The organism is Nocardioides sp. OK12, assembly GCF_024341885.1.
Taxonomy (GTDB): Bacteria; Actinomycetota; Actinomycetes; order Propionibacteriales; family Nocardioidaceae; genus Nocardioides; species Nocardioides marinisabuli.
On record NZ_BNET01000006.1, the window covers coordinates 257,768 to 274,671 of the forward strand.

Annotated in this window: 16 protein-coding genes; 11 read left to right on the forward strand and 5 right to left on the reverse strand. The window is 74.2% G+C overall.

Annotated features, from left to right (window positions below; genetic code table 11):
• Positions 1 to 18: 18 nt before the first annotated feature.
• On the forward strand, positions 19 to 1,332 hold the full coding sequence (locus OCU29_RS16595; protein ID WP_261820784.1) for a M15 family metallopeptidase: 1,314 nt from the start codon (positions 19 to 21) through the stop codon (positions 1,330 to 1,332).
• A gap of 104 nt (positions 1,333 to 1,436) precedes the next feature.
• Positions 1,437 to 1,886, forward strand: coding sequence for a hypothetical protein (locus tag OCU29_RS16600; RefSeq protein ID WP_261820785.1), 450 nt, complete (start codon positions 1,437 to 1,439; stop codon positions 1,884 to 1,886).
• Between the two features lie 15 nt (positions 1,887 to 1,901).
• Here OCU29_RS16600 and OCU29_RS16605 read toward each other — a convergent pair whose 3' ends face one another.
• The gene (locus OCU29_RS16605) at positions 1,902 to 2,720 is read right to left on the reverse strand and encodes an alpha/beta hydrolase (RefSeq protein WP_261820786.1); all 819 of its coding nucleotides are present in this window, start codon (positions 2,718 to 2,720) and stop codon (positions 1,902 to 1,904) included.
• Between the two features lie 80 nt (positions 2,721 to 2,800).
• On the opposite strand from OCU29_RS16605, the gene OCU29_RS16610 reads away from it, so the two are divergent.
• The gene (locus OCU29_RS16610; RefSeq protein WP_261820787.1) at positions 2,801 to 3,775 is read left to right on the forward strand and encodes an NADPH:quinone oxidoreductase family protein; all 975 of its coding nucleotides are present in this window, start codon (positions 2,801 to 2,803) and stop codon (positions 3,773 to 3,775) included.
• A 48-nt stretch (positions 3,776 to 3,823) separates the two neighbouring features.
• Here OCU29_RS16610 and OCU29_RS16615 read toward each other — a convergent pair whose 3' ends face one another.
• Complete coding sequence (locus tag OCU29_RS16615; protein WP_261820788.1) at positions 3,824 to 4,120, reverse strand: putative quinol monooxygenase; 297 nt, start codon at positions 4,118 to 4,120, stop codon at positions 3,824 to 3,826.
• Between the two features lie 61 nt (positions 4,121 to 4,181).
• Between OCU29_RS16615 and OCU29_RS16620 the strand changes: the two genes are divergently transcribed.
• Both OCU29_RS16620 and OCU29_RS16625 read left to right on the forward strand, forming a co-directional pair.
• On the forward strand, positions 4,182 to 4,514 hold the full coding sequence (locus tag OCU29_RS16620; RefSeq protein WP_179614897.1) for a hypothetical protein: 333 nt from the start codon (positions 4,182 to 4,184) through the stop codon (positions 4,512 to 4,514).
• 80 nt (positions 4,515 to 4,594) lie between these two features.
• Positions 4,595 to 6,562, forward strand: coding sequence for a M13 family metallopeptidase (locus OCU29_RS16625; protein WP_306799034.1), 1,968 nt, complete (start codon positions 4,595 to 4,597; stop codon positions 6,560 to 6,562).
• A gap of 24 nt (positions 6,563 to 6,586) precedes the next feature.
• Here the strand turns inward: OCU29_RS16625 and OCU29_RS16630 are convergent, their stop codons facing one another.
• Positions 6,587 to 7,027, reverse strand: coding sequence for a hypothetical protein (locus tag OCU29_RS16630; RefSeq protein ID WP_261820789.1), 441 nt, complete (start codon positions 7,025 to 7,027; stop codon positions 6,587 to 6,589).
• A 126-nt stretch (positions 7,028 to 7,153) separates the two neighbouring features.
• On the opposite strand from OCU29_RS16630, the gene OCU29_RS16635 reads away from it, so the two are divergent.
• Both OCU29_RS16635 and OCU29_RS16640 read left to right on the forward strand, forming a co-directional pair.
• The gene (locus OCU29_RS16635) at positions 7,154 to 9,286 is read left to right on the forward strand and encodes a DEAD/DEAH box helicase (RefSeq protein ID WP_261820790.1); all 2,133 of its coding nucleotides are present in this window, start codon (positions 7,154 to 7,156) and stop codon (positions 9,284 to 9,286) included.
• A 90-nt stretch (positions 9,287 to 9,376) separates the two neighbouring features.
• Complete coding sequence (locus OCU29_RS16640; protein ID WP_261820791.1) at positions 9,377 to 10,255, forward strand: LLM class flavin-dependent oxidoreductase; 879 nt, start codon at positions 9,377 to 9,379, stop codon at positions 10,253 to 10,255.
• A gap of 64 nt (positions 10,256 to 10,319) precedes the next feature.
• Here the strand turns inward: OCU29_RS16640 and OCU29_RS16645 are convergent, their stop codons facing one another.
• The gene (locus tag OCU29_RS16645) at positions 10,320 to 10,820 is read right to left on the reverse strand and encodes an inorganic diphosphatase (protein ID WP_261820792.1); all 501 of its coding nucleotides are present in this window, start codon (positions 10,818 to 10,820) and stop codon (positions 10,320 to 10,322) included.
• 124 nt (positions 10,821 to 10,944) lie between these two features.
• On the opposite strand from OCU29_RS16645, the gene OCU29_RS16650 reads away from it, so the two are divergent.
• Positions 10,945 to 12,555, forward strand: a complete 1,611-nt coding sequence (locus tag OCU29_RS16650) for a sulfatase (RefSeq protein ID WP_261820793.1) — start codon at positions 10,945 to 10,947, stop codon at positions 12,553 to 12,555.
• A 3-nt stretch (positions 12,556 to 12,558) separates the two neighbouring features.
• On the opposite strand, the gene OCU29_RS16655 is transcribed toward OCU29_RS16650, so the two are convergent.
• Entirely contained in the window at positions 12,559 to 13,542 is a 984-nt protein-coding gene (locus OCU29_RS16655) for an AraC family transcriptional regulator (RefSeq protein WP_261820794.1), read from the reverse strand.
• A 138-nt stretch (positions 13,543 to 13,680) separates the two neighbouring features.
• On the opposite strand from OCU29_RS16655, the gene OCU29_RS16660 reads away from it, so the two are divergent.
• From OCU29_RS16660 to OCU29_RS16670, 3 genes are read left to right on the forward strand one after another with little or no spacing between them, the layout of a single operon-like run.
• Complete coding sequence (locus OCU29_RS16660) at positions 13,681 to 15,033, forward strand: NAD(P)/FAD-dependent oxidoreductase (RefSeq protein ID WP_261820795.1); 1,353 nt, start codon at positions 13,681 to 13,683, stop codon at positions 15,031 to 15,033.
• Positions 15,030 to 15,947, forward strand: a complete 918-nt coding sequence (locus OCU29_RS16665) for a bile acid:sodium symporter family protein (RefSeq protein ID WP_261820796.1) — start codon at positions 15,030 to 15,032, stop codon at positions 15,945 to 15,947. The genes OCU29_RS16660 and OCU29_RS16665 overlap by 4 nt, the downstream gene beginning before the upstream one ends.
• Positions 15,944 to 16,894, forward strand: coding sequence for an SDR family oxidoreductase (locus tag OCU29_RS16670; protein ID WP_261820797.1), 951 nt, complete (start codon positions 15,944 to 15,946; stop codon positions 16,892 to 16,894). The genes OCU29_RS16665 and OCU29_RS16670 overlap by 4 nt, the downstream gene beginning before the upstream one ends.
• Positions 16,895 to 16,904 lie beyond the last annotated feature (10 nt).

The following is a 16,904-nucleotide window of genomic DNA, read 5'->3' on the forward strand; positions in this document are numbered from 1 at the left end:
CCCGGGGAGGAGCACGCCATGAGGCGAGCGCGGCAGCGGGTGACACGGCCGCCGCGGCGTGCGGCGCTGGGCGGGGCGCTCGTGGTGGTCCTGCTCGCGGCGGCCTGCGGCGGCACCAGCGGCGAGGAGGCTCCCACCGGGCCCGAGGCGACCGAGGTCGCCGACACCTCGACCGCCACCGACGGTGAGGACCGCGCGGCGTCCGGTGACCCCGGTGGCCCCAGTGACTCCGAGGACGGCGACGGCTCCAGCGACGGCGAGCAGCCCACGGTCGGGCTCGACCCGGCGTTCGCGGTCGACCCGCCGGGCCGGCTCAAGGACCTGCCCCGCACCGCCGACATCCTGGTGCAGACCCGGGCCGGCATCCCCGAGGAGACCCTGGCCGAGATCCGGGACCTCGAGGGCGTCCAGGACGTCGAGCAGTTCTCGATGCTCCAGGTCGGCATCGAGAACCGGGTGCTCAACCTGGCCGCCGTCGACCCGGCCTCGTTCCGCCGCTTCACCCCCGGCCAGGTCCCGCAGAGCCGCGAGGTCTGGGACCGCGTCGCCGGCGGTGAGCTGGCCATCGCCCCCGAGCTGCAGAAGAAGCTGCCGATCGACGAGCAGGGCTTCGTCGAGCTCGACCAGGGCAGCCCCCAGGTGCACCTCGGCGCGCTGGCGCCGCAGATCGAGAACGCCGTCGACGCCGTGGTCAACGTCAAGTGGGGCGAGGAGCTGGGCGCCGAGCCCGGCAACGCACTGCTGATCTCCACCGGCATCACCGCCCCCGACAAGGTGGTCAAGCCGCTGACGGCGCTGCTGCCCCGGCAGACCTCCGTGCAGCGCCTCGACTCGGTGGCCCGCTTCGGGCTCGACATCAACGCCAAGCAGACCGCCTTCGTGGTCGGCTCGGTCTCCGAGGCGGTCGGCGTCTTCAACTACACCGTGCTCGGCGGCGGCCGGATCGCGCCCGCGGAGTCGTGGGTGCGCACCCACATCACCACCGCCCAGGTCCCGATCCTCGGCTCGGTGACCTGCAACAAGGCGATCATCCCCCAGCTCACGGCCGCCCTGCGCGAGGTCGTCGAGACCGGGCTGGCCGACGAGATCAACCCCGGCGAGTACGCCGGCTGCTACTACCCGCGCTTCATCGCCGGCTCCACCACGCTGTCCAACCACTCCTTCGGCCTCGCCCTCGACCTCAACACCCCCGGCAACCAGCGCGGCACCGTGGGCGAGATGGACCGCACCGTGGTGGCCATCTTCAAGAAGTGGGGCTTCGGCTGGGGCGGCGACTGGCGCTACACCGACCCCATGCACTTCGAGGCCGTGCGCATCGTCGACGTGCGCTGAGGCCGGGCAAAACCTCCAGCGAACTCCGGCGGCGCCACCGGCCGCTCGTCCACCATGGGGGCGACTGGCCGGCCCCCGCCGGTCCCTGAAGGAGGAGTCCCCCCATGGCTGCATCTCGTCTCACCACCCCGCTCGCCGGCCTCGCGGTCGCCGCCCTGCTGGCCGTCGGCCCCGTCCCCGGCGCCCAGGCCGCGCCCCCCGCCGACGGCGACTGCGCCAAGCAGCAGACCCAGGTCGACCGCGCGGCTGCCAAGCTCGAGCGGCTGCAGGACGTCTTCACCCGGGCCAAGCGCGAGGTGCGCAAGACCAAGAAGGCCGCGGCCCAGGCGGAGACCGAGGAGGAGCAGGCCGAGGTCGAGGAGGACCTCGACGAGGCGAAGCAGGACCGCACCAAGGCCAAGAAGGCGAAGAAGGCGCAGGTCCAGCGCCTCGCCAAGGCCGAGCAGCGGCTGGCGAAGTGCCAGGGCGCCACCGAGCGGACCGAGCCGAGCGAGCCGACCGAGCCGACCGAGCCGACCGAGCCCACCGAGCCGACCGAGCCCACCGAGCCCTGAGCCGCAGCCGGGCGCTCAGCCGAGCGCCGCGGAGACCTCGGCCGCGACCCGTGCCATCGTGGTGCGGGCGCGGACCGGGTCCTCGGTGAGGAAGTAGTGGTCGACGCCCGGCGTGACGTCGTGCCACACCTCGACCCCTGCCTCGCGCAGCCGCGTCGCGTAGTCGTCGCCGTCGCGGCGCAGGGTGTCGCGCTCGGCGGTCAGCACCAGCGCCCGCGGCAGCCCTGCCAGCGAGGGCGCCAGCAGCGGCGAGGCGTGGGGGTGGGCGCGGGTCGCGGGGTCGGGGAAGTACGCCGCCCGCACCAGCGCGCGCAGCGACGGCGAGATCGCCCCCGCACCCCGGGGCAGCTCGCTGGCCAGGTCGAGGGCTGGCACCCCCAGCACCTGCAGCCGCGGTGTGAAGGAGTCCGCGTCCCGCGCCATCAGGCACACCGCCGCGGCCATCCCGCCGCCGGAGGAGAACCCGCCCACCGAGACCGGCGCCGTGCCGGCGGCCCAGGCCGCCACGTCGTGGGACTGCTCCTGCGCGCGCGGGAAGACGGCGTACGGCGCGGCGGTGAAGTCGACGTTGAGGACCCGCACCCGGGCGGTCGCCGCCAGGTAGCGGCACCACCAGTCGTCCATGAAGGGGTGCCGCATCAGCCACGCGCCGCCGTGCAGGTGCACGTGGGCGGGGGCGTCGTCGCGGCCGGCGAGCGCGGGTGGGGCGTACTCCCAGACCGGGACCGGGCCGTGGCGGGTCGCGACCCGGCGCCGGCGCGGACGGGGCAGGTCGGAGCCCGCGAAGCGCAGGTCCTCGCCGTAGCGGACGGTGAACCGGGCGGAGGCGTGCATCAGCATCGCCTGGAGACGTTGGGCGGGTCGCACAACGGACCTTCGGACCCGACGCCGTGTCGGATGGCTACGGTGGCGCCATGCGAGCAGTCCAGGTCATCGACACCACCGGTCCCGAGCACCTCCAGGTCAACGACGTCGCGGAGCCGAGCCCCGGCCCCGAAGACGTGCTGGTGGAGGTGCACGCCGTCGGCACCTCCTTCCCCGACCTGCTGCTCAGCCGCGGCGAGTACCAGCTGCGCCCCGAGCCGCCGTTCACCCTCGGCGTCGACTTCGCCGGCGTCGTGGTGCGCGGCCCCGAGGGGCGCGGCGACCTCGCGCCCGGCACCCGCGTCGCCGGGGTGGCGCCGTACGGCGGCGCCGCCGAGCTGGTCGCGAACCCGGCCGTCTCGACCTTCGCGCTGCCCGACTCGATGAGCCTCGAGGAGGGCGCGGCGCTGCCGATGAACTACCTCACCGCCCAGTTCGCGCTCGCCGAGCGCGGCGACCTGCGCGAGGGCGAGACCGTGCTGGTGCACGGCGCTGCCGGCGGGGTCGGCACCGCGACCATCCAGGTCGCCAAGGGGTACGGCGCCCGCACCATCGCGGTCTGCTCCACCGAGGCCAAGTGCCAGGTCGCGCGCGACGCCGGCGCCGACGAGGCCGTGCTGCTCGACGGGTTCAAGGACGCCGTCAAGGAGCTCACCGGCGGCGCCGGGGTCGACATCGTGATGGACGTCGTGGGCGGCGACGTCTTCACCGACTCGCTGCGCTCGCTGGCCCCGCAGGGCCGGCTGCTGGTCGTCGGCTTCGCCGCCGGCCAGGGCATCCCCGAGGTCAAGGTGAACCGGCTGCTGCTCAACAACATCGACGTGCGCGGCGTCGGCTGGGGCGCCTACGCCATGGTGCGCCCCGGCTTCATGGAGGCGCAGTGGGCCGAGCTGGTGCCGATGATGGAGGCCGGCACGATCCGCCCGCCCGTCGGGGCGACGTACGGCATCGAGGACTTCGGCCGGGCGCTGCTCGACCTCGACGAGCGCCGCACGCTCGGCAAGGGCGTCGTCCGGATCCGCTGAGGCCCGCCGACCCGGCCGGTTCGCACCGGCCGGGTCGCGGGCACCGGCTCAGCCCAGCGGGCGCAGCGGGTGGATCGCCACGTCGCCGGCGAGCGCGGGGCCGAGCACCTTGAAGACCTCGGCCATGTGCGGGGTCGCCATGTGGGCGTCCATGGCCTCCTTGCTGGCCCACTCCTCGACCATCACGAAGGTGCCGGGGGCGGCCCCGGACTCGAAGCAGTCGTAGGCCACGCAGCCCTCCTCCTGCTGGGTGGCGGCGACCAGGTCGCGCAGCCCGGCGCGCACCGCCTCGGCCTGCTCGGGATCGGTGGGGATGGTCGCGACGACGCGCAGGTTCTGGCTCATGCCGCGAACCTAGCGGGCGCCGGGTGCGCGGCGACAGGGGGTGACCGGGGATGATGGGGGCGTGGACGAGCCCCCGCTGGACCCCGAGGAGCGGCTGCGCCGCGCCGGCCACGTGATCCTCGACGGCGTGGTGGCCGCCGAGGCCGACCCCGACGTGCTGCCCGGCGCGCCCAACCCGGTCGAGCTGGCCTTCGGCCACCTGCTCGAGATCGGCGCGGTCGAGCTGAAGATGGACGAGGACAGCGAGGAGCTCGAGCTCGACATCTCCCCGCTGATGGGCGGGGTGATGCTGGTCGTGCGCCGCCTGGTGGCCGAGCTCGCCGCGCGCGACCACGTCGACCCCGAGAGCGTGGTGATGTCGGTGCGCGCCGCCATCGACCAGGCCGCCGGCTGATCCCGCCTGCTGCACCTCGCCTGTTCGCCCTGCGCGAAGCCACCCGTGGGGGCGGGGGAGCGGCGGCTAGGGTCGCGGACGTGAGCATCCTCGACGACGCCCGCCCGGGCATGGACCCTGACACCCGCCCCCAGGACGACCTCTTCGGCCACGTCAACGGGCGCTGGCTGGAGGAGACCGAGATCCCCTCCGACCGGTCGAGCTGGGGCCCCTTCGTGCAGCTGGCCGACGCCGCCGAGGCCCAGGTGCGCGACATCATCACCGACCTCGCCGCGCTGGCCACCGCGCCCGACCAGGAGGCGCCCGACGAGGACGCCCGCAAGATCGGCGACCTGTTCGCCTCCTTCATGGACACCGACGCGATCGCGGCCCGGGGCCTGGAGCCGGTGCGCCCGCTGCTCGACGCGGCGGCCGGCCTGCGCGACGTGCGCGACCTGGCGGCGTTCCTGGGCGAGTTCGAGCGGATCGGCGGCCACGGCCTCTTCGGCTCCTACGTCGACACCGACGACAAGCAGTCCGACCGCTACCTCTTCCACCTGGTGCAGGGCGGGCTCGGGCTGCCCGACGAGTCCTACTACCGCGACGACAAGCACGCCGAGACCCGCGAGAAGTACGTCGCCTACCTGACCCGCCTGCTCGGCCTGGCCGGGCACGCCGACCCCGAGGGCGCGGCCCGCACCATCCTGGCCATCGACACCCGGCTCGCGAAGGGCCACTGGGAGCGCGCGGCCACCCGCGACGTGCAGAAGACCTACAACCTGCGCACCCTCGCTGAGCTGCAGGAGCTGTGCCCGGGCTTCGACTTCGAGGTCTACACGACCAACCTCACCGCCTCGACCCGCACCGCCGCCGACGTGCTGGGCGAGGTCTGCGTGCGCCAGCCGTCCTACTTCGAGCACCTCTCGACGGTGCTGGAGGAGGTGCCGGTCGAGCAGTGGCGCGACTGGCTGACCAGCCGCGTCCTGCGCGCCACCGCGGCGTACCTGCCCGACGACTTCGTCGAGACCAACTTCGACTTCTACGGCCGCACCCTGTCCGGCACCCCCGAGCTGCGCGCGCGGTGGAAGCGCGGCGTCGCGCTCGTGGAGGGCGCGCTGGGCGAGGCGGTGGGCCGCGTCTACGTCGAGCGGCACTTCCCGCCGACCTCGAAGCAGATGATGGACGAGCTGGTCGCCAACCTGCTGGCCGCCTACCGGGTCTCCATCTCGCGCCTGGACTGGATGACCGAGGAGACCAAGGAGCGCGCCTACGAGAAGCTCGCGACCTTCCGGCCCAAGATCGGCTACCCCGAGAAGTTCCGCGACTACTCCGCGCTCGAGGTCAGCCAGGACGACCTGATGGGCAACGTCGCGGCGGCCTCGGCCTTCGAGACCGACCGCCAGGTCGCCAAGATCGGCTCGCCGGTCGACCGCGACGAGTGGTTCATGCTCCCGCAGACCGTCAACGCCTACTACAACCCCGGCACCAACGAGATCTGCTTCCCCGCCGGCATCCTGCAGGCGCCGTTCTTCAGCCCCGACGCCCACCCGGCCGAGAACTACGGCGGCATCGGCGCGGTCATCGGCCACGAGATCGGCCACGGCTTCGACGACCAGGGCGCGCAGTACGACGGCGAGGGCAACCTCAACGACTGGTGGACCGCCGACGACAAGGCCGCGTTCGAGGTGAAGTCCAAGGCGCTCATCGAGCAGTACGACGCCTTCGAGCCGCGTGCGCTGCCCGGCGAGTGCGTCAACGGGGCGCTGACCGTCGGCGAGAACATCGGCGACCTCGGCGGGCTGACCATCGCCCACGAGGCCTACCTGATCTCCACCGACGGGCAGGCCTCCGTCGAGGACCGGCGCACCCTGTTCACCAACTGGGCCTACGTGTGGCGCACCAAGCGCCGCAAGGAGCAGGAGGCGCAGTACCTCACCATCGACCCGCACTCCCCGCCGGAGTTCCGCGCCAACATCGTGCGCAACCTCGACGAGTTCCACGAGGTCTTCGAGACCCGCGAGGGCGACGGGCTGTGGCTCGACCCGTCCCTGCGGGTGCGCATCTGGTAGCAGCGCCGGGGCGCGGCCGGGACGTCATGCGGGCGGGACGTCCGTCCCTGCGGGGGGTATGACGTCCTGGCCGGCGCCGGCGCGCAGGCCCAGGCGGTGCGAGTCCTTGAGCAGGGCGAGCGTCACCAGCACCGGAGCCACGGCGCCGAGGCTCCAGGGCAGGTCGCTCGTCAGCAGCCCCGCCCCTGTGCACAGCACCCCGAGCACCGCGATGCCGCGCAGCGCCCAGGCGAGCTCCCGGGCGGTGCCCGGGCGGTCGCCGCGCCACAGCGGCACCAGGGCCAGGGTGCCCAGGGCCAGCGCCACCAGCCCCACGGCCAGCGGGACGAAGACCCCGAGCGCCTCGGCGGGCCGGTCGCGCGGGCCGAGGAGGAAGAAGCCCGCCAGGGCGAGCGAGGCGAGGGCGACGAGGATGCCGACCAGGCCGCCGCGTCGGACCTCGACGGGGGACATCGGTGACGGCACGGCGGCTCCTCCTGAGGGAACCGCCAGAGTAGCCAGCGCCCTCGGAGCGGGGGCGGGGTGTGGTGCTCTCCACAGGTCCGGGCCCGTCCGGGTCGCGACGTCGGTGGGCGCTGGTAGACAGGCACCATGACCTCAGCAGCCTCGGCCACCATCGACCGCACTGCTGCCCGCGAGGCCGCGGAGACCCACCTGCGCGCGCTCGTCGGGCGCGACGACGCGGTGCTGCGCGAGGACCAGTGGTCGGCGATCGAGGCGCTGGCCGTCGACCGGCGCCGGGCCCTCGTGGTCCAGCGCACCGGCTGGGGCAAGTCGGCGGTCTACTTCGTCGCGACCCTGCTGCTGCGCGAGCGCGGGGCGGGCCCCACGGTGATCGTGAGCCCCCTGCTGGCGCTGATGCGCAACCAGATCCAGGCCGCCGAGCGCGCCGGCATCCGGGCGGTGACCATCAACTCGACCAACATCGGCGACTGGGAGCCGATCAACGAGGCCATCCAGGCCGGCGAGGTCGACGTGCTGCTGGTCAGCCCCGAGCGGCTCAACAACCCCGGCTTCCGCGACGAGGTGCTGCCCCGGCTCGCGGCCACGTGCGGCCTGCTGGTGGTCGACGAGGCGCACTGCATCTCCGACTGGGGCCACGACTTCCGCCCCGACTACCGGCGCATCCGCACCCTGCTCGACGACCTCACCGAGGGCATCCCCGTGCTGGCCACGACCGCGACGGCCAACCAGCGCGTGACCGAGGACGTCCAGCAGCAGCTGGGCCACGACGTGCTGGTGCTGCGCGGCTCGTTGGACCGCGAGTCGCTGCGCCTGGGCGTGGTGCACCTCAAGACCGCCGACCAGCGGCTGGCGTGGCTAGCCGACCACCTGGCCGAGCAGCCCGGGTCGGGGATCGTCTACTGCCTCACCGTCGCCGCCACCCAGGAGGTCGCCGACTACCTGCGCAGCCGCGGCCACGAGGTGGCGGCGTACTCGGGCCAGACCGAGACCACCGAGCGGCAGGCGCTCGAGGGCGACCTCGCCGCCGGCCGGGTCAAGGCGCTGGTCGCGACCTCCGCCCTCGGGATGGGCTTCGACGCCAGCCTCGGCTTCGTGGTCAACCTGGGCGCGCCCAGCTCGCCGGTGGCCTACTACCAGCAGGTCGGTCGTGCGGGCCGCGGCCTCGACGCGCGCAGCGAGTCCGCGACGGTGGTGCTGCTGCCGGCCGTCGAGGACCGCGACATCTGGGCCTACTTCGCCTCCCTGGCCTTCCCGCGCGAGGAGCAGGTGCGCGAGACGCTCGCGGTGCTGGCCGAGGAGGGGCGGCCGGTGAGCACCGCCGCGCTCGAGACCCGGGTCGAGCTCAACCGCACCCGTCTCGAGACGATGCTCAAGGTGCTCGACGTCGACGGCGCCGTACGCCGGGTCCGCGGCGGCTGGGAGTCGACCGGGCGCGAGTGGGTCTACGACGAGCCGCGCTACCGCCGCGTGGCCGAGGCCCGCCAGCGCGAGCAGGACGCGATGCAAGAGTACCTGCGCACCGACCAGTGCCGGATGCTCTTCCTGCGCAGCCAGCTCGACGACCCCGAGGCCCAGCCGTGCGGCCGCTGCGACAACTGCGGCGGCCTCGCGCTGTCGACCGACGTCTCGGCCGCGGCGATCGAGGAGGCCCAGGCCCGCCTGGCGCGCCCCGGTGTCCCGGTCGCGCCGCGCAAGATGTGGCCGACCGGCATGGACCGTCTCGGCATCGAGCTCAAGGGCAAGATCAGCGACGGGGCCGCCGAGGAGGGCCGGGCCGTGGCGCGGCTCACCGACCTCGGCTACGGCCAGGCGCTGCGCGAGCTGTTCCGCGAGGGCGCCGACGGCGTCGTCGACAAGCCGGTGCCGGTGCCGCTGGTGCAGGCGGTCATCGAGGTGCTCGGCGACTGGCGCCCGCCGGTCGACGCGATCGTCTCCGTCGAGTCGGTGCGCCGCGGCGAGCTCGTCGACAGCCTGGCCGACGGTCTGTCCCGCTACCTCGGGGTGCCGCTGCTGGGCACCTGGGCGGTCGTCGACCCCGACGTCGCCCCCGGCCAGGGCTCGATGAACTCCGCCCAACGGGTCGCCGCCGTGGGCCGCCGCTTCGACCTGCACGTCGACCCCGGCGCCCTCGAGGGCCGCTCGGTGCTGCTGGTCGACGACCTCACCGACACCGGCTGGACGCTGACCATGGCCGCCCGGGCGATCCGCCGCGCCGGCGCGGTCGCCGTACGCCCGTTGGTGCTCGGCGTCTCCGGCTGAGCCGGTCGGTGCCGCGGGACGTCATACCTCTCGCACGCACGGACGTCCCGCCCGGATGACGGCCCGGCAGGGCGGGCCTAGGGTCGGGGCATGCGCTTCGGGCTGACGATCCTGACCGACCTGCCGTGGACCGAGGCCGCGCCGCGGTGGCGGGCGGTGGAGGAGATGGGTTTCGACCACGCCTGGACCTACGACCACCTGGTGTGGGGTGGGCTGCCGGAGAGCCCGTGGACGGGGGCGCTGCCCACCCTGGCCGCGGCGGCGGCCACCACCGGCCGGATCGGCCTCGGCACCCTGGTGACCGCGCCCAACTTCCGCCATCCCTACCCGTTCCTGCGCGACGTGCAGGCGCTCGAGGGCATCGCCGACGGCCGGGTGCTGCTCGGCCTGGGGGTCGGCGGCGACCGCGACTCCCAGGTGCTCGGCGGCGAGGAGCTGAGCACCCGCGAGCGCGTCGACCGGTTCCAGGAGTTCGTCACCCTGCTGGCGCGGCTGCGCGACGAGGACCACGTCGACGCCGACGGGCGCTGGTTCGCCACCCGCGACGCGCGCACCCTGCCGCCGCTGCGGCGTACGCCGTTCCTGGTCGCGGCCAACGGCCCCCGCTCGGTGCGCTTCTCGGCGCGGGCCGGCGACGGCTGGGTGACCACCGGGCCGCACGCCGAGACCACGCTCGACGGCTGGTACGCCGGGTTGGCGCGCTCGCGCGAGATCTACGACGAGGCGCTGGTCGAGGCGGGGCGCGACCCGGCCACGACGCTGCGCTACCTGCTCGCCGACACCGGCCGCGTGGGCCCCGACGGGTTCGCGCTGGCCAGCGTCGGGGCGTTCGAGGACATGGCGGGCCGGGCCGCCGAGCTCGGCTTCACCGACCTGGTCACGCACTGGCCGCGCCGCGAGCAGCCCTACGCCGGCGACGAGCGGGTGCTCGAGCAGGTCGCCGACGCCCTGCCCCGGCTGCGCGGCTGACCGGGTCCCCGTCCGGCGGGGAACTGGCGCCGGCTCGGCGGGGAACTGGCGCCGGCTCGCGGGCTCAGCCCTGGCCGGCGACCAGCAGCTCGAGGGCGGTGGTGCGGTCGAGGCGCTCGCGCACGCTCACCGGCACCTCCTCGAGCATCCGGTAGGCGGTGAAGAACGAGTCCAGCTCGTCGAGGAAGGCGGGGGCGAGGTCGTCGAGGTCGCGCAGGTGGTCGGCGTGGTGGTCGGTCTCGGGCACCACGATCAGCTTGGTCTCCGCGATGTCGCCGACCTGGAGCGCGAAGCCCCCGATGACGCGGCAACGCATGTGCACCCCCGGGAAGGTCGCCTCCTCCAGCAGCACCAGCGCGTCGAGCGCGTCGCCGTCCTCGCCGTCGGAGCCGATGACGTAGCCGTAGTCGCCGGGGAAGCCGGCCGGGCCGCCCAGGCGCCGGTCGAACCAGATCTCGCCGTCCGCGGAGGCCTCGTACTTGTTGCGGCTGCCGCGGGGTATCTCCACCACCACGTCGCAGCGGCCGTCGCGGTGCAGCTGGTCACGGTCCTGGTCGGTGCTCATCTGCTCGACCGTAGCCGCGCTCGGCCGGTGGCGACTCACCCGTCTGCGACGGCCGCGGGGCGGACCCGGCCGCAGGGGGACCTGCCGGGGGATCGGGTGCCCCCGTCAACTAATCTTCCGCGCTGTGAGTCTCGCCCGCCGCCCCGGCCACCGCATCCCTCTGGCCCTCGGCGGGCTCGTCCTGGGGCTCGTCCTGCTGCCGCTCTCGGGCGCCCTGGTCGCCGGTGCCGGGCCGAGCGGGGCGAGCGAGGCCGCGGGCCCCCCGCCGGTGGCCTCGGAGGGGATCCGTCCGCTGCCCGAGGTGCAGCGGGCGGCGGCACCTGACGCGCCCAACGTCGTCCTGATCACCACCGACGACCAGCGGCTCGACGACCTGCGCCACATGCCGCAGACCAGGAAGCTGCTGGGCCAGCAGGGCGCGGTCTTCAAGGACATGGTCTCCCCGCACCCGCTGTGCTGCCCGGCGCGCGCGGAGATCCTCAGCGGCCAGTACGCCCAGAACAACGGGGTGCTCTCCAACGGCGGGGAGTGGGGCGGCTACATGGCGCTGCGCGAGCCCGACAACACGCTGCAGCGCTGGGTCTACGAGGCCGGCTACCACACGGCGATGATCGGCAAGTTCATCAACTACTGGTTCCCCGACTCCCAGCCGGTGCCGCTGGGCTGGGAGTGGTTCGACGCGTCGGCGAGGAACTCCTTCGGCTACTACGACTTCGACATGTTCACCAACGGTGAGCGCACCCGCTACGACGACGGCGAGGCCTACTCGACGACGTACACCACCAACCGCACCGTGCAGCTCGTCGAGGACTGGAGCGCCGGGCGCGACCCGCTGCGCGACGGCAAGCCCGGCGAGGACAAGCCGTTCTTCATCTGGACGTCCTACTACGCCCCCCACGGCGAGTGCGGCGAGGGCTCCTGCAAGGTCGGCCCCGCCCCCGAGGCGCGCTACCGCGACCTCTACCCCGACGCGAAGCCGCCCAGCTTCGCCTCGTCGGCGTACGACGCCCGCCTCGACGACCCCAACCCGCACCTCAAGGGCAAGCAGGTGCTCGACCGCGCGAGGATGACGCAGTTCCACCGCCAGCGGATCCAGTCGCTGCGCAGCGTCGACGACGGGGTCGCGAGGATCGTGCAGGCGCTGCGCGAGACCGGCGAGCTGGACGACACGCTGGTCGTCTTCACCTCCGACAACGGCTACCTGCTGGGCGAGCACCGCTACCTGGGCAAGACGCTGGCCTACGAGGAGGCGCTGCGGGTGCCGCTGCTCGTGCGCGGCCCCGGCATCGCGCCGCGCACGAAGGTCGAGGAGCCGGTGACCACCGTCGACCTGGCCCCCACGATCGTCGACCTCACCGCCGCCGTCCCGGGGCGCACCCTGGACGGCCGCAGCCTGCTCGCCGCCGCACGCCAGGACGGGCCGCGGCTGCGGGCCGACACGGTCCTGGTCCAGGCCGGCGCCCGCTCGGCCGGGGACCGCACCGGGCCCTGGATGTTCCGCGGGGTGCGCACCGACCGCTACACGCTCACCAAGTGGGTCAAGCGCTCGGGGCGGCTGCACATCGACCTCTTCGACCGCCGCCGCGACCCCGACCAGGTCGACAACCTGGCGGGCAGTCGCGCCTACCGGCCGGTGCGGCGCGAGCTGAAGAAGCGGCTGCGCTCGCTGGTCGGCTGCGTCGGCAGCGACTGCTTCCGCGAGTTCGGGCCGGTGCCCGACCCGAAGCGCCGCTGAGGCTCACCCGGGGGCCGCACCGGCCGACCGGGCCCGCAGCTGGCCGGGCGTCTCCCCGCGCCAGCGGCGGAAGGCCCGGGTGAAGGCGGTCTCGTCGGAGTAGCCGAGCCGCAGCGCCACGTCGGAGACCCGCTGCCCCTGCTCGAGCGCCCGCACGGCCAGCTGCTCGAGGGTGCGCTCACGCACCGCCGAGAAGCTCAGGCCGTCCTCGGCCAGCAGCCGGTTGAGGTGGCGCCCGCTGTGCGCGAGGTGCTCGGCCACGCGCTCGCGGCCCCAGTCGGGGTGGGCCAGCACCACCTCGCGCACCCGCACCGCGAGGTCCTGGCTGCCCAGGCGGGCCAGGGTGCGGTCGGCCAGCTCGCGCAGGTGGTCGCGCAGCGCCGCGTTGGCCTGCACCAGCGGCAGGTCGAGCTCCTCGGCGTCGAGCACCAGCGCGTCGACGGCGGCGCCGAAGCGCACCGGCACGCCCAGCACCGCGGAGTGCGCCGGGTCGGGACCGGGCGCGGGGTGCGCCAGGTCGAGCGCGACCGCCCCGACGTGGCCGCCGGTGGCCCACCGGGCCAGGTGCAGCAGCGTCGTCAGCGCCGCCTCGGTGCGCTCCAGCGGGCGTACGGCGAAGTCGTGCTCGAACTCGACGCGCACCAGCGGCCCCTCGTGGCGCAGCGAGAACGACCCCGCCCCGATCACCGGTGCGTAGGCGGTCAGCTCCTCGAGGGCCTCGCCGAGGGTGGCGCAGGTGACCAGCAGCATCCCGGCGCTGTCGAGGTGCCCGACCTGCATCCGCAGCCCCAGCCGCAGCCCCGCCAGCGGGTCGGCGGCCCCCGCGCAGTACTGCTCCCACAGCTCGTCCTGCCAGGCCAGCGGCACCCGCTCGGCGCTGCGCAGCCGGGCGACCAGCGCCTCGTCGAGCGCGATGCCGGTCTCCTGCGCGGCCTGCAGCAGCGCGCGGGCGTACTGCGCGGTGACCTCGCGCCCGGCTGCCTGCATGGGCCGATCATCCCCCGCCCGTCGCCGCGGCGCGTCCCGGATTGCCGAGCGGCGCGTCCCGATCGGCCGGGCGGGGCCCCGGCGCCGCTCCTAGGGTGACGTGGGTCACGGCGCCGCCGTGGCAGGGAGGAGCAGACCATGCAGACGCACGGGTACGCCGTGGTGGGCGCGGGACCGATGGGGCTGGCGTGCGTGCGCAGCCTGCTGCGGGAGGGCCTGCCGGTCACCGGCCTCGAGCTGCACACCGACGTCGGCGGGCTCTGGGACATCGAGAACCCGCACTCGACGATGTACGACAGCGCGCACCTGATCTCCTCGCGGCACATGACCGAGTACGCCGAGCACCCGATGGACCCCGGCGGCGCGGCGTACCCGCACCACAGCGAGGTGCGCGACTACCTGGCCTCCTACGCCGACCGCTTCGCCCTGCGCGAGCACTACGAGATGGGCACCTGCGTGGTCTCGGCGCGACCCCACGAGCTGGGCTGGGAGCTGGTCACCGAGCACGACGGCGAGCAGCGCACCCGCGTCTTCGACGGGCTGCTGGTGGCCTCCGGCACGCTGCACACCCCGCGCGTCCCGCGCCTGCCCGGCGAGTTCACCGGCACCGTCCTGCACTCCTCGCAGTACCGCTCGCCGTCGGTCTTCACCGGCCAGCGGGTGCTGGTCGTGGGCTGCGGCAACTCCGGGGCCGACATCGCCGTCGACGCGGTCCACCACGCCGCGAGCGTCGACCTCAGCGTGCGCCGCGGCTACCACTTCCTGCCCAAGTTCGTCGCCGGGCGCCCCATCGACACCCTGGGCGGCAAGGTGCGCCTGCCGCGCGCGGTCAAGCAACGCGTCGACGGCGCGCTGATCCGCGCCCTGGTGGGCCGGCCCAGCGACTACGGCCTGCCCGACCCCGACTACCGGCTCTACGAGTCGCACCCGGTGGTGAACTCGCTGGTGCTGCACCACCTCGGCCACGGCGACATCACCGCGCGCCGCGACATCGCCGCGATCGAGGGCCGCCGGGTCACCTTCGGCGACGGCGAGAGCGCGGAGTACGACGTGCTGCTGCTGGCCACCGGCTACGAGCTCGACTACCCCTACCTCGACCGCGACGACCTGGCCTGGCCCGCGGGCGTCGACGCGCCGCAGCTCTACCTCAACGTCTTCCACCCCGAGCGCGACGACCTGTTCGTGATGGGGATGGTCGAGGCGACCGGGCTGGGCTGGGAGGGCCGGCACCAGCAGGCGCTGCTGGTGGCCCGCTACCTGGCGCACCGCCGGGCCGGCACCGGTGCCACCGGCGCCCTCGACCGGGCCCGGCGCGAGCGCGCCACCGAGCGCGAGGACGGCGGCTACGACTACCTGCCGCTGGCCCGGATGGCCTACTACGTCGACAAGCAGACCTACCTCGACGCGCTCGCCACGCACCTCGGCGAGCTGCCGGCGCTGGACCCGACGAGCACCGCCCCGGTGGGCCCGCGCGAGCGGGTGGGCGCATGACCGACATCGCGCTGCCCGACCTGACCCTGCTCAACATCCTGCTCGGGCTGATGATGTTCGGGGTCGCGCTCAGCCTGCGTCCCGCCGACTTCGTGCGCATCGTCAAGGCGCCCAAGGCCCCGGCCGCCGGGCTGGTGGCGCAGTTCGTGCTGCTGCCGGCCGGCACCTGCCTGGCCGCGTGGCTGCTGCCCGTCAGCGCCGAGGTCGCGCTCGGGATGATGCTGGTCGCGGCCTGCCCCGGCGGGTCGTTCTCCAACATCCTGACCTGGCTGGCGCGCGGCAACGTGGCGGTCTCGGTCTCGATGACGGCCGTCTCGAGCCTGGCCGCCACCGTGCTGACCCCCTTCAACTTCGCGCTCTACGGCACCCTCAACCCCCGCACCCGCGAGCTGATGACCGACATCTCGCTCGACCGGGTCGACCTGCTGCTCCTCGTGCTGCTGGTGCTGGCCCTGCCGATGGCGCTGGGCATGCTCGTGGGGCGCCGGTTCCCGGGCTTCGCGGCGCGCAGCGAGAAGCCGTGGCGCATCGGCTCGATGCTGGCCTTCCTGGCCTTCGTCGCGATCGCCTTCGGCAACAACCTCGATCTCTTCCTCGACCAGATCGGCACCTTCTTCTGGGTCGTGGTCGGCCACAACGCGCTGGCGCTGCTGCTGGGCCAGGCGATCGGCCGCGGCCTGCGGATGCCGGTCAGCGACCGCCGCGCGGTCACCCTCGAGGTCGGCATCCAGAACTCCGGCCTGGGGCTGGTCATCGCCTTCACCTTCTTCCCCGAGCTCGGCGGCGCGCTGCTGGTCGCGGCGTTCTGGGGCGTGTGGCACCTGGTCTCCGGGCTCATCCTGGCCCAGGTCTGGTCGCGCCGCCCGCTGCCCGCCGACGACCCGGTGCACCGCGACCCGGTGGGTGCGCGATGAGCCGCCGCGTCGTCGTCACCGGCGCGGCCGGCTACCTCGGTCGCCAGCTCGCCGCGCGTCTCGCGGCGTCGTACGACGTGCTGGGGCTCGACGTGCGCGACCCCGCCGAGGTGGCGGACCCGGGCGAGCTGGGCTTCGAGCTGCGCCGCGGCGACGTGCGCGACCCGGCGCTGGTCGAGACGCTGCGCGGCTTCGGCGCCACCCACGTGGTGCACCTGGCCTCGGTGCTGGTCGCCTCCCGCGACCGGGCCCGCGACTTCGACATCGACGTCAACGGCACCCGCAACGTGGTCGAGGCCTGCCTGGGCGCCGGGGTGGAGCACCTGACGGTGACCAGCTCGGGCGCGGCCTACGGCTACCACCCCGACAACCCGGCGTGGATCGACGAGCACGACCCGCTGCGCGGCAACCCCGAGTTCGCCTACAGCGACCACAAGCGCCAGGTCGAGGAGCTGCTGGCCGGCTACCGCCAGAGCCACCCGCGGCTGCGCCAGCTGGTGCTGCGCCCCGGCACCGTGCTCGGCGACAGCACCGACAACCAGATCACCGGGCTGTTCACCGGCCCCCGGGTGGTCGCGCTGCGCGGCTGTCCCTCGCCGTTCGTGCTGATCTGGGACCAGGACGTGCTCGGGGTGCTCGAGCAGGGCATCGCCACCGACCACGCCGGCATCTACAACCTCGCCGGTGACGGCGCCCTGACCATGCCCGAGATCGCCGAGCGGCTCGGGAAGCCGTTGCTGGCGCTCCCGGTGCCGCTGGTGCGCGCGGGGCTCCAGGTCCAGCGCTGGCTCGGGAAGCCGGTCGGGCCCGAGCAGGTGGCGTTCCTGCGCTACCGCCCGGTGCTGTCGAACCGGCGGCTCAAGGAGGAGATGGGCTACGTGCCGCAGCGCACCACGCTCGAGGTGCTCGAGGGCTTCGCCCGGGCGCGCGGGATGGTGCTGGCGTGAGGGAGCCGTC

Bases quoted from the DNA above. Each gene is read 5' to 3' on its own strand.
- OCU29_RS16595 (WP_261820784.1), top strand. From the start codon at position 19: ATGAGGCGAGCGCGGCAGCGGGTGACACGGCCGCCGCGGCGTGCGGCG.
- OCU29_RS16600 (WP_261820785.1), top strand. From the start codon at position 1,437: ATGGCTGCATCTCGTCTCACCACCCCGCTCGCCGGCCTCGCGGTCGCC.
- OCU29_RS16670 (WP_261820797.1), top strand. From the start codon at position 15,944: ATGAGCCGCCGCGTCGTCGTCACCGGCGCGGCCGGCTACCTCGGTCGC.
- OCU29_RS16665 (WP_261820796.1), top strand. From the start codon at position 15,030: ATGACCGACATCGCGCTGCCCGACCTGACCCTGCTCAACATCCTGCTC.
- OCU29_RS16645 (WP_261820792.1), bottom strand. From the start codon at position 10,820: ATGAGCACCGACCAGGACCGTGACCAGCTGCACCGCGACGGCCGCTGC.
- OCU29_RS16605 (WP_261820786.1), bottom strand. From the start codon at position 2,720: ATGCACGCCTCCGCCCGGTTCACCGTCCGCTACGGCGAGGACCTGCGC.
- OCU29_RS16610 (WP_261820787.1), top strand. From the start codon at position 2,801: ATGCGAGCAGTCCAGGTCATCGACACCACCGGTCCCGAGCACCTCCAG.
- OCU29_RS16615 (WP_261820788.1), bottom strand. From the start codon at position 4,120: ATGAGCCAGAACCTGCGCGTCGTCGCGACCATCCCCACCGATCCCGAG.
- OCU29_RS16640 (WP_261820791.1), top strand. From the start codon at position 9,377: ATGCGCTTCGGGCTGACGATCCTGACCGACCTGCCGTGGACCGAGGCC.
- OCU29_RS16660 (WP_261820795.1), top strand. From the start codon at position 13,681: ATGCAGACGCACGGGTACGCCGTGGTGGGCGCGGGACCGATGGGGCTG.
- OCU29_RS16655 (WP_261820794.1), bottom strand. From the start codon at position 13,542: ATGCAGGCAGCCGGGCGCGAGGTCACCGCGCAGTACGCCCGCGCGCTG.
- OCU29_RS16635 (WP_261820790.1), top strand. From the start codon at position 7,154: ATGACCTCAGCAGCCTCGGCCACCATCGACCGCACTGCTGCCCGCGAG.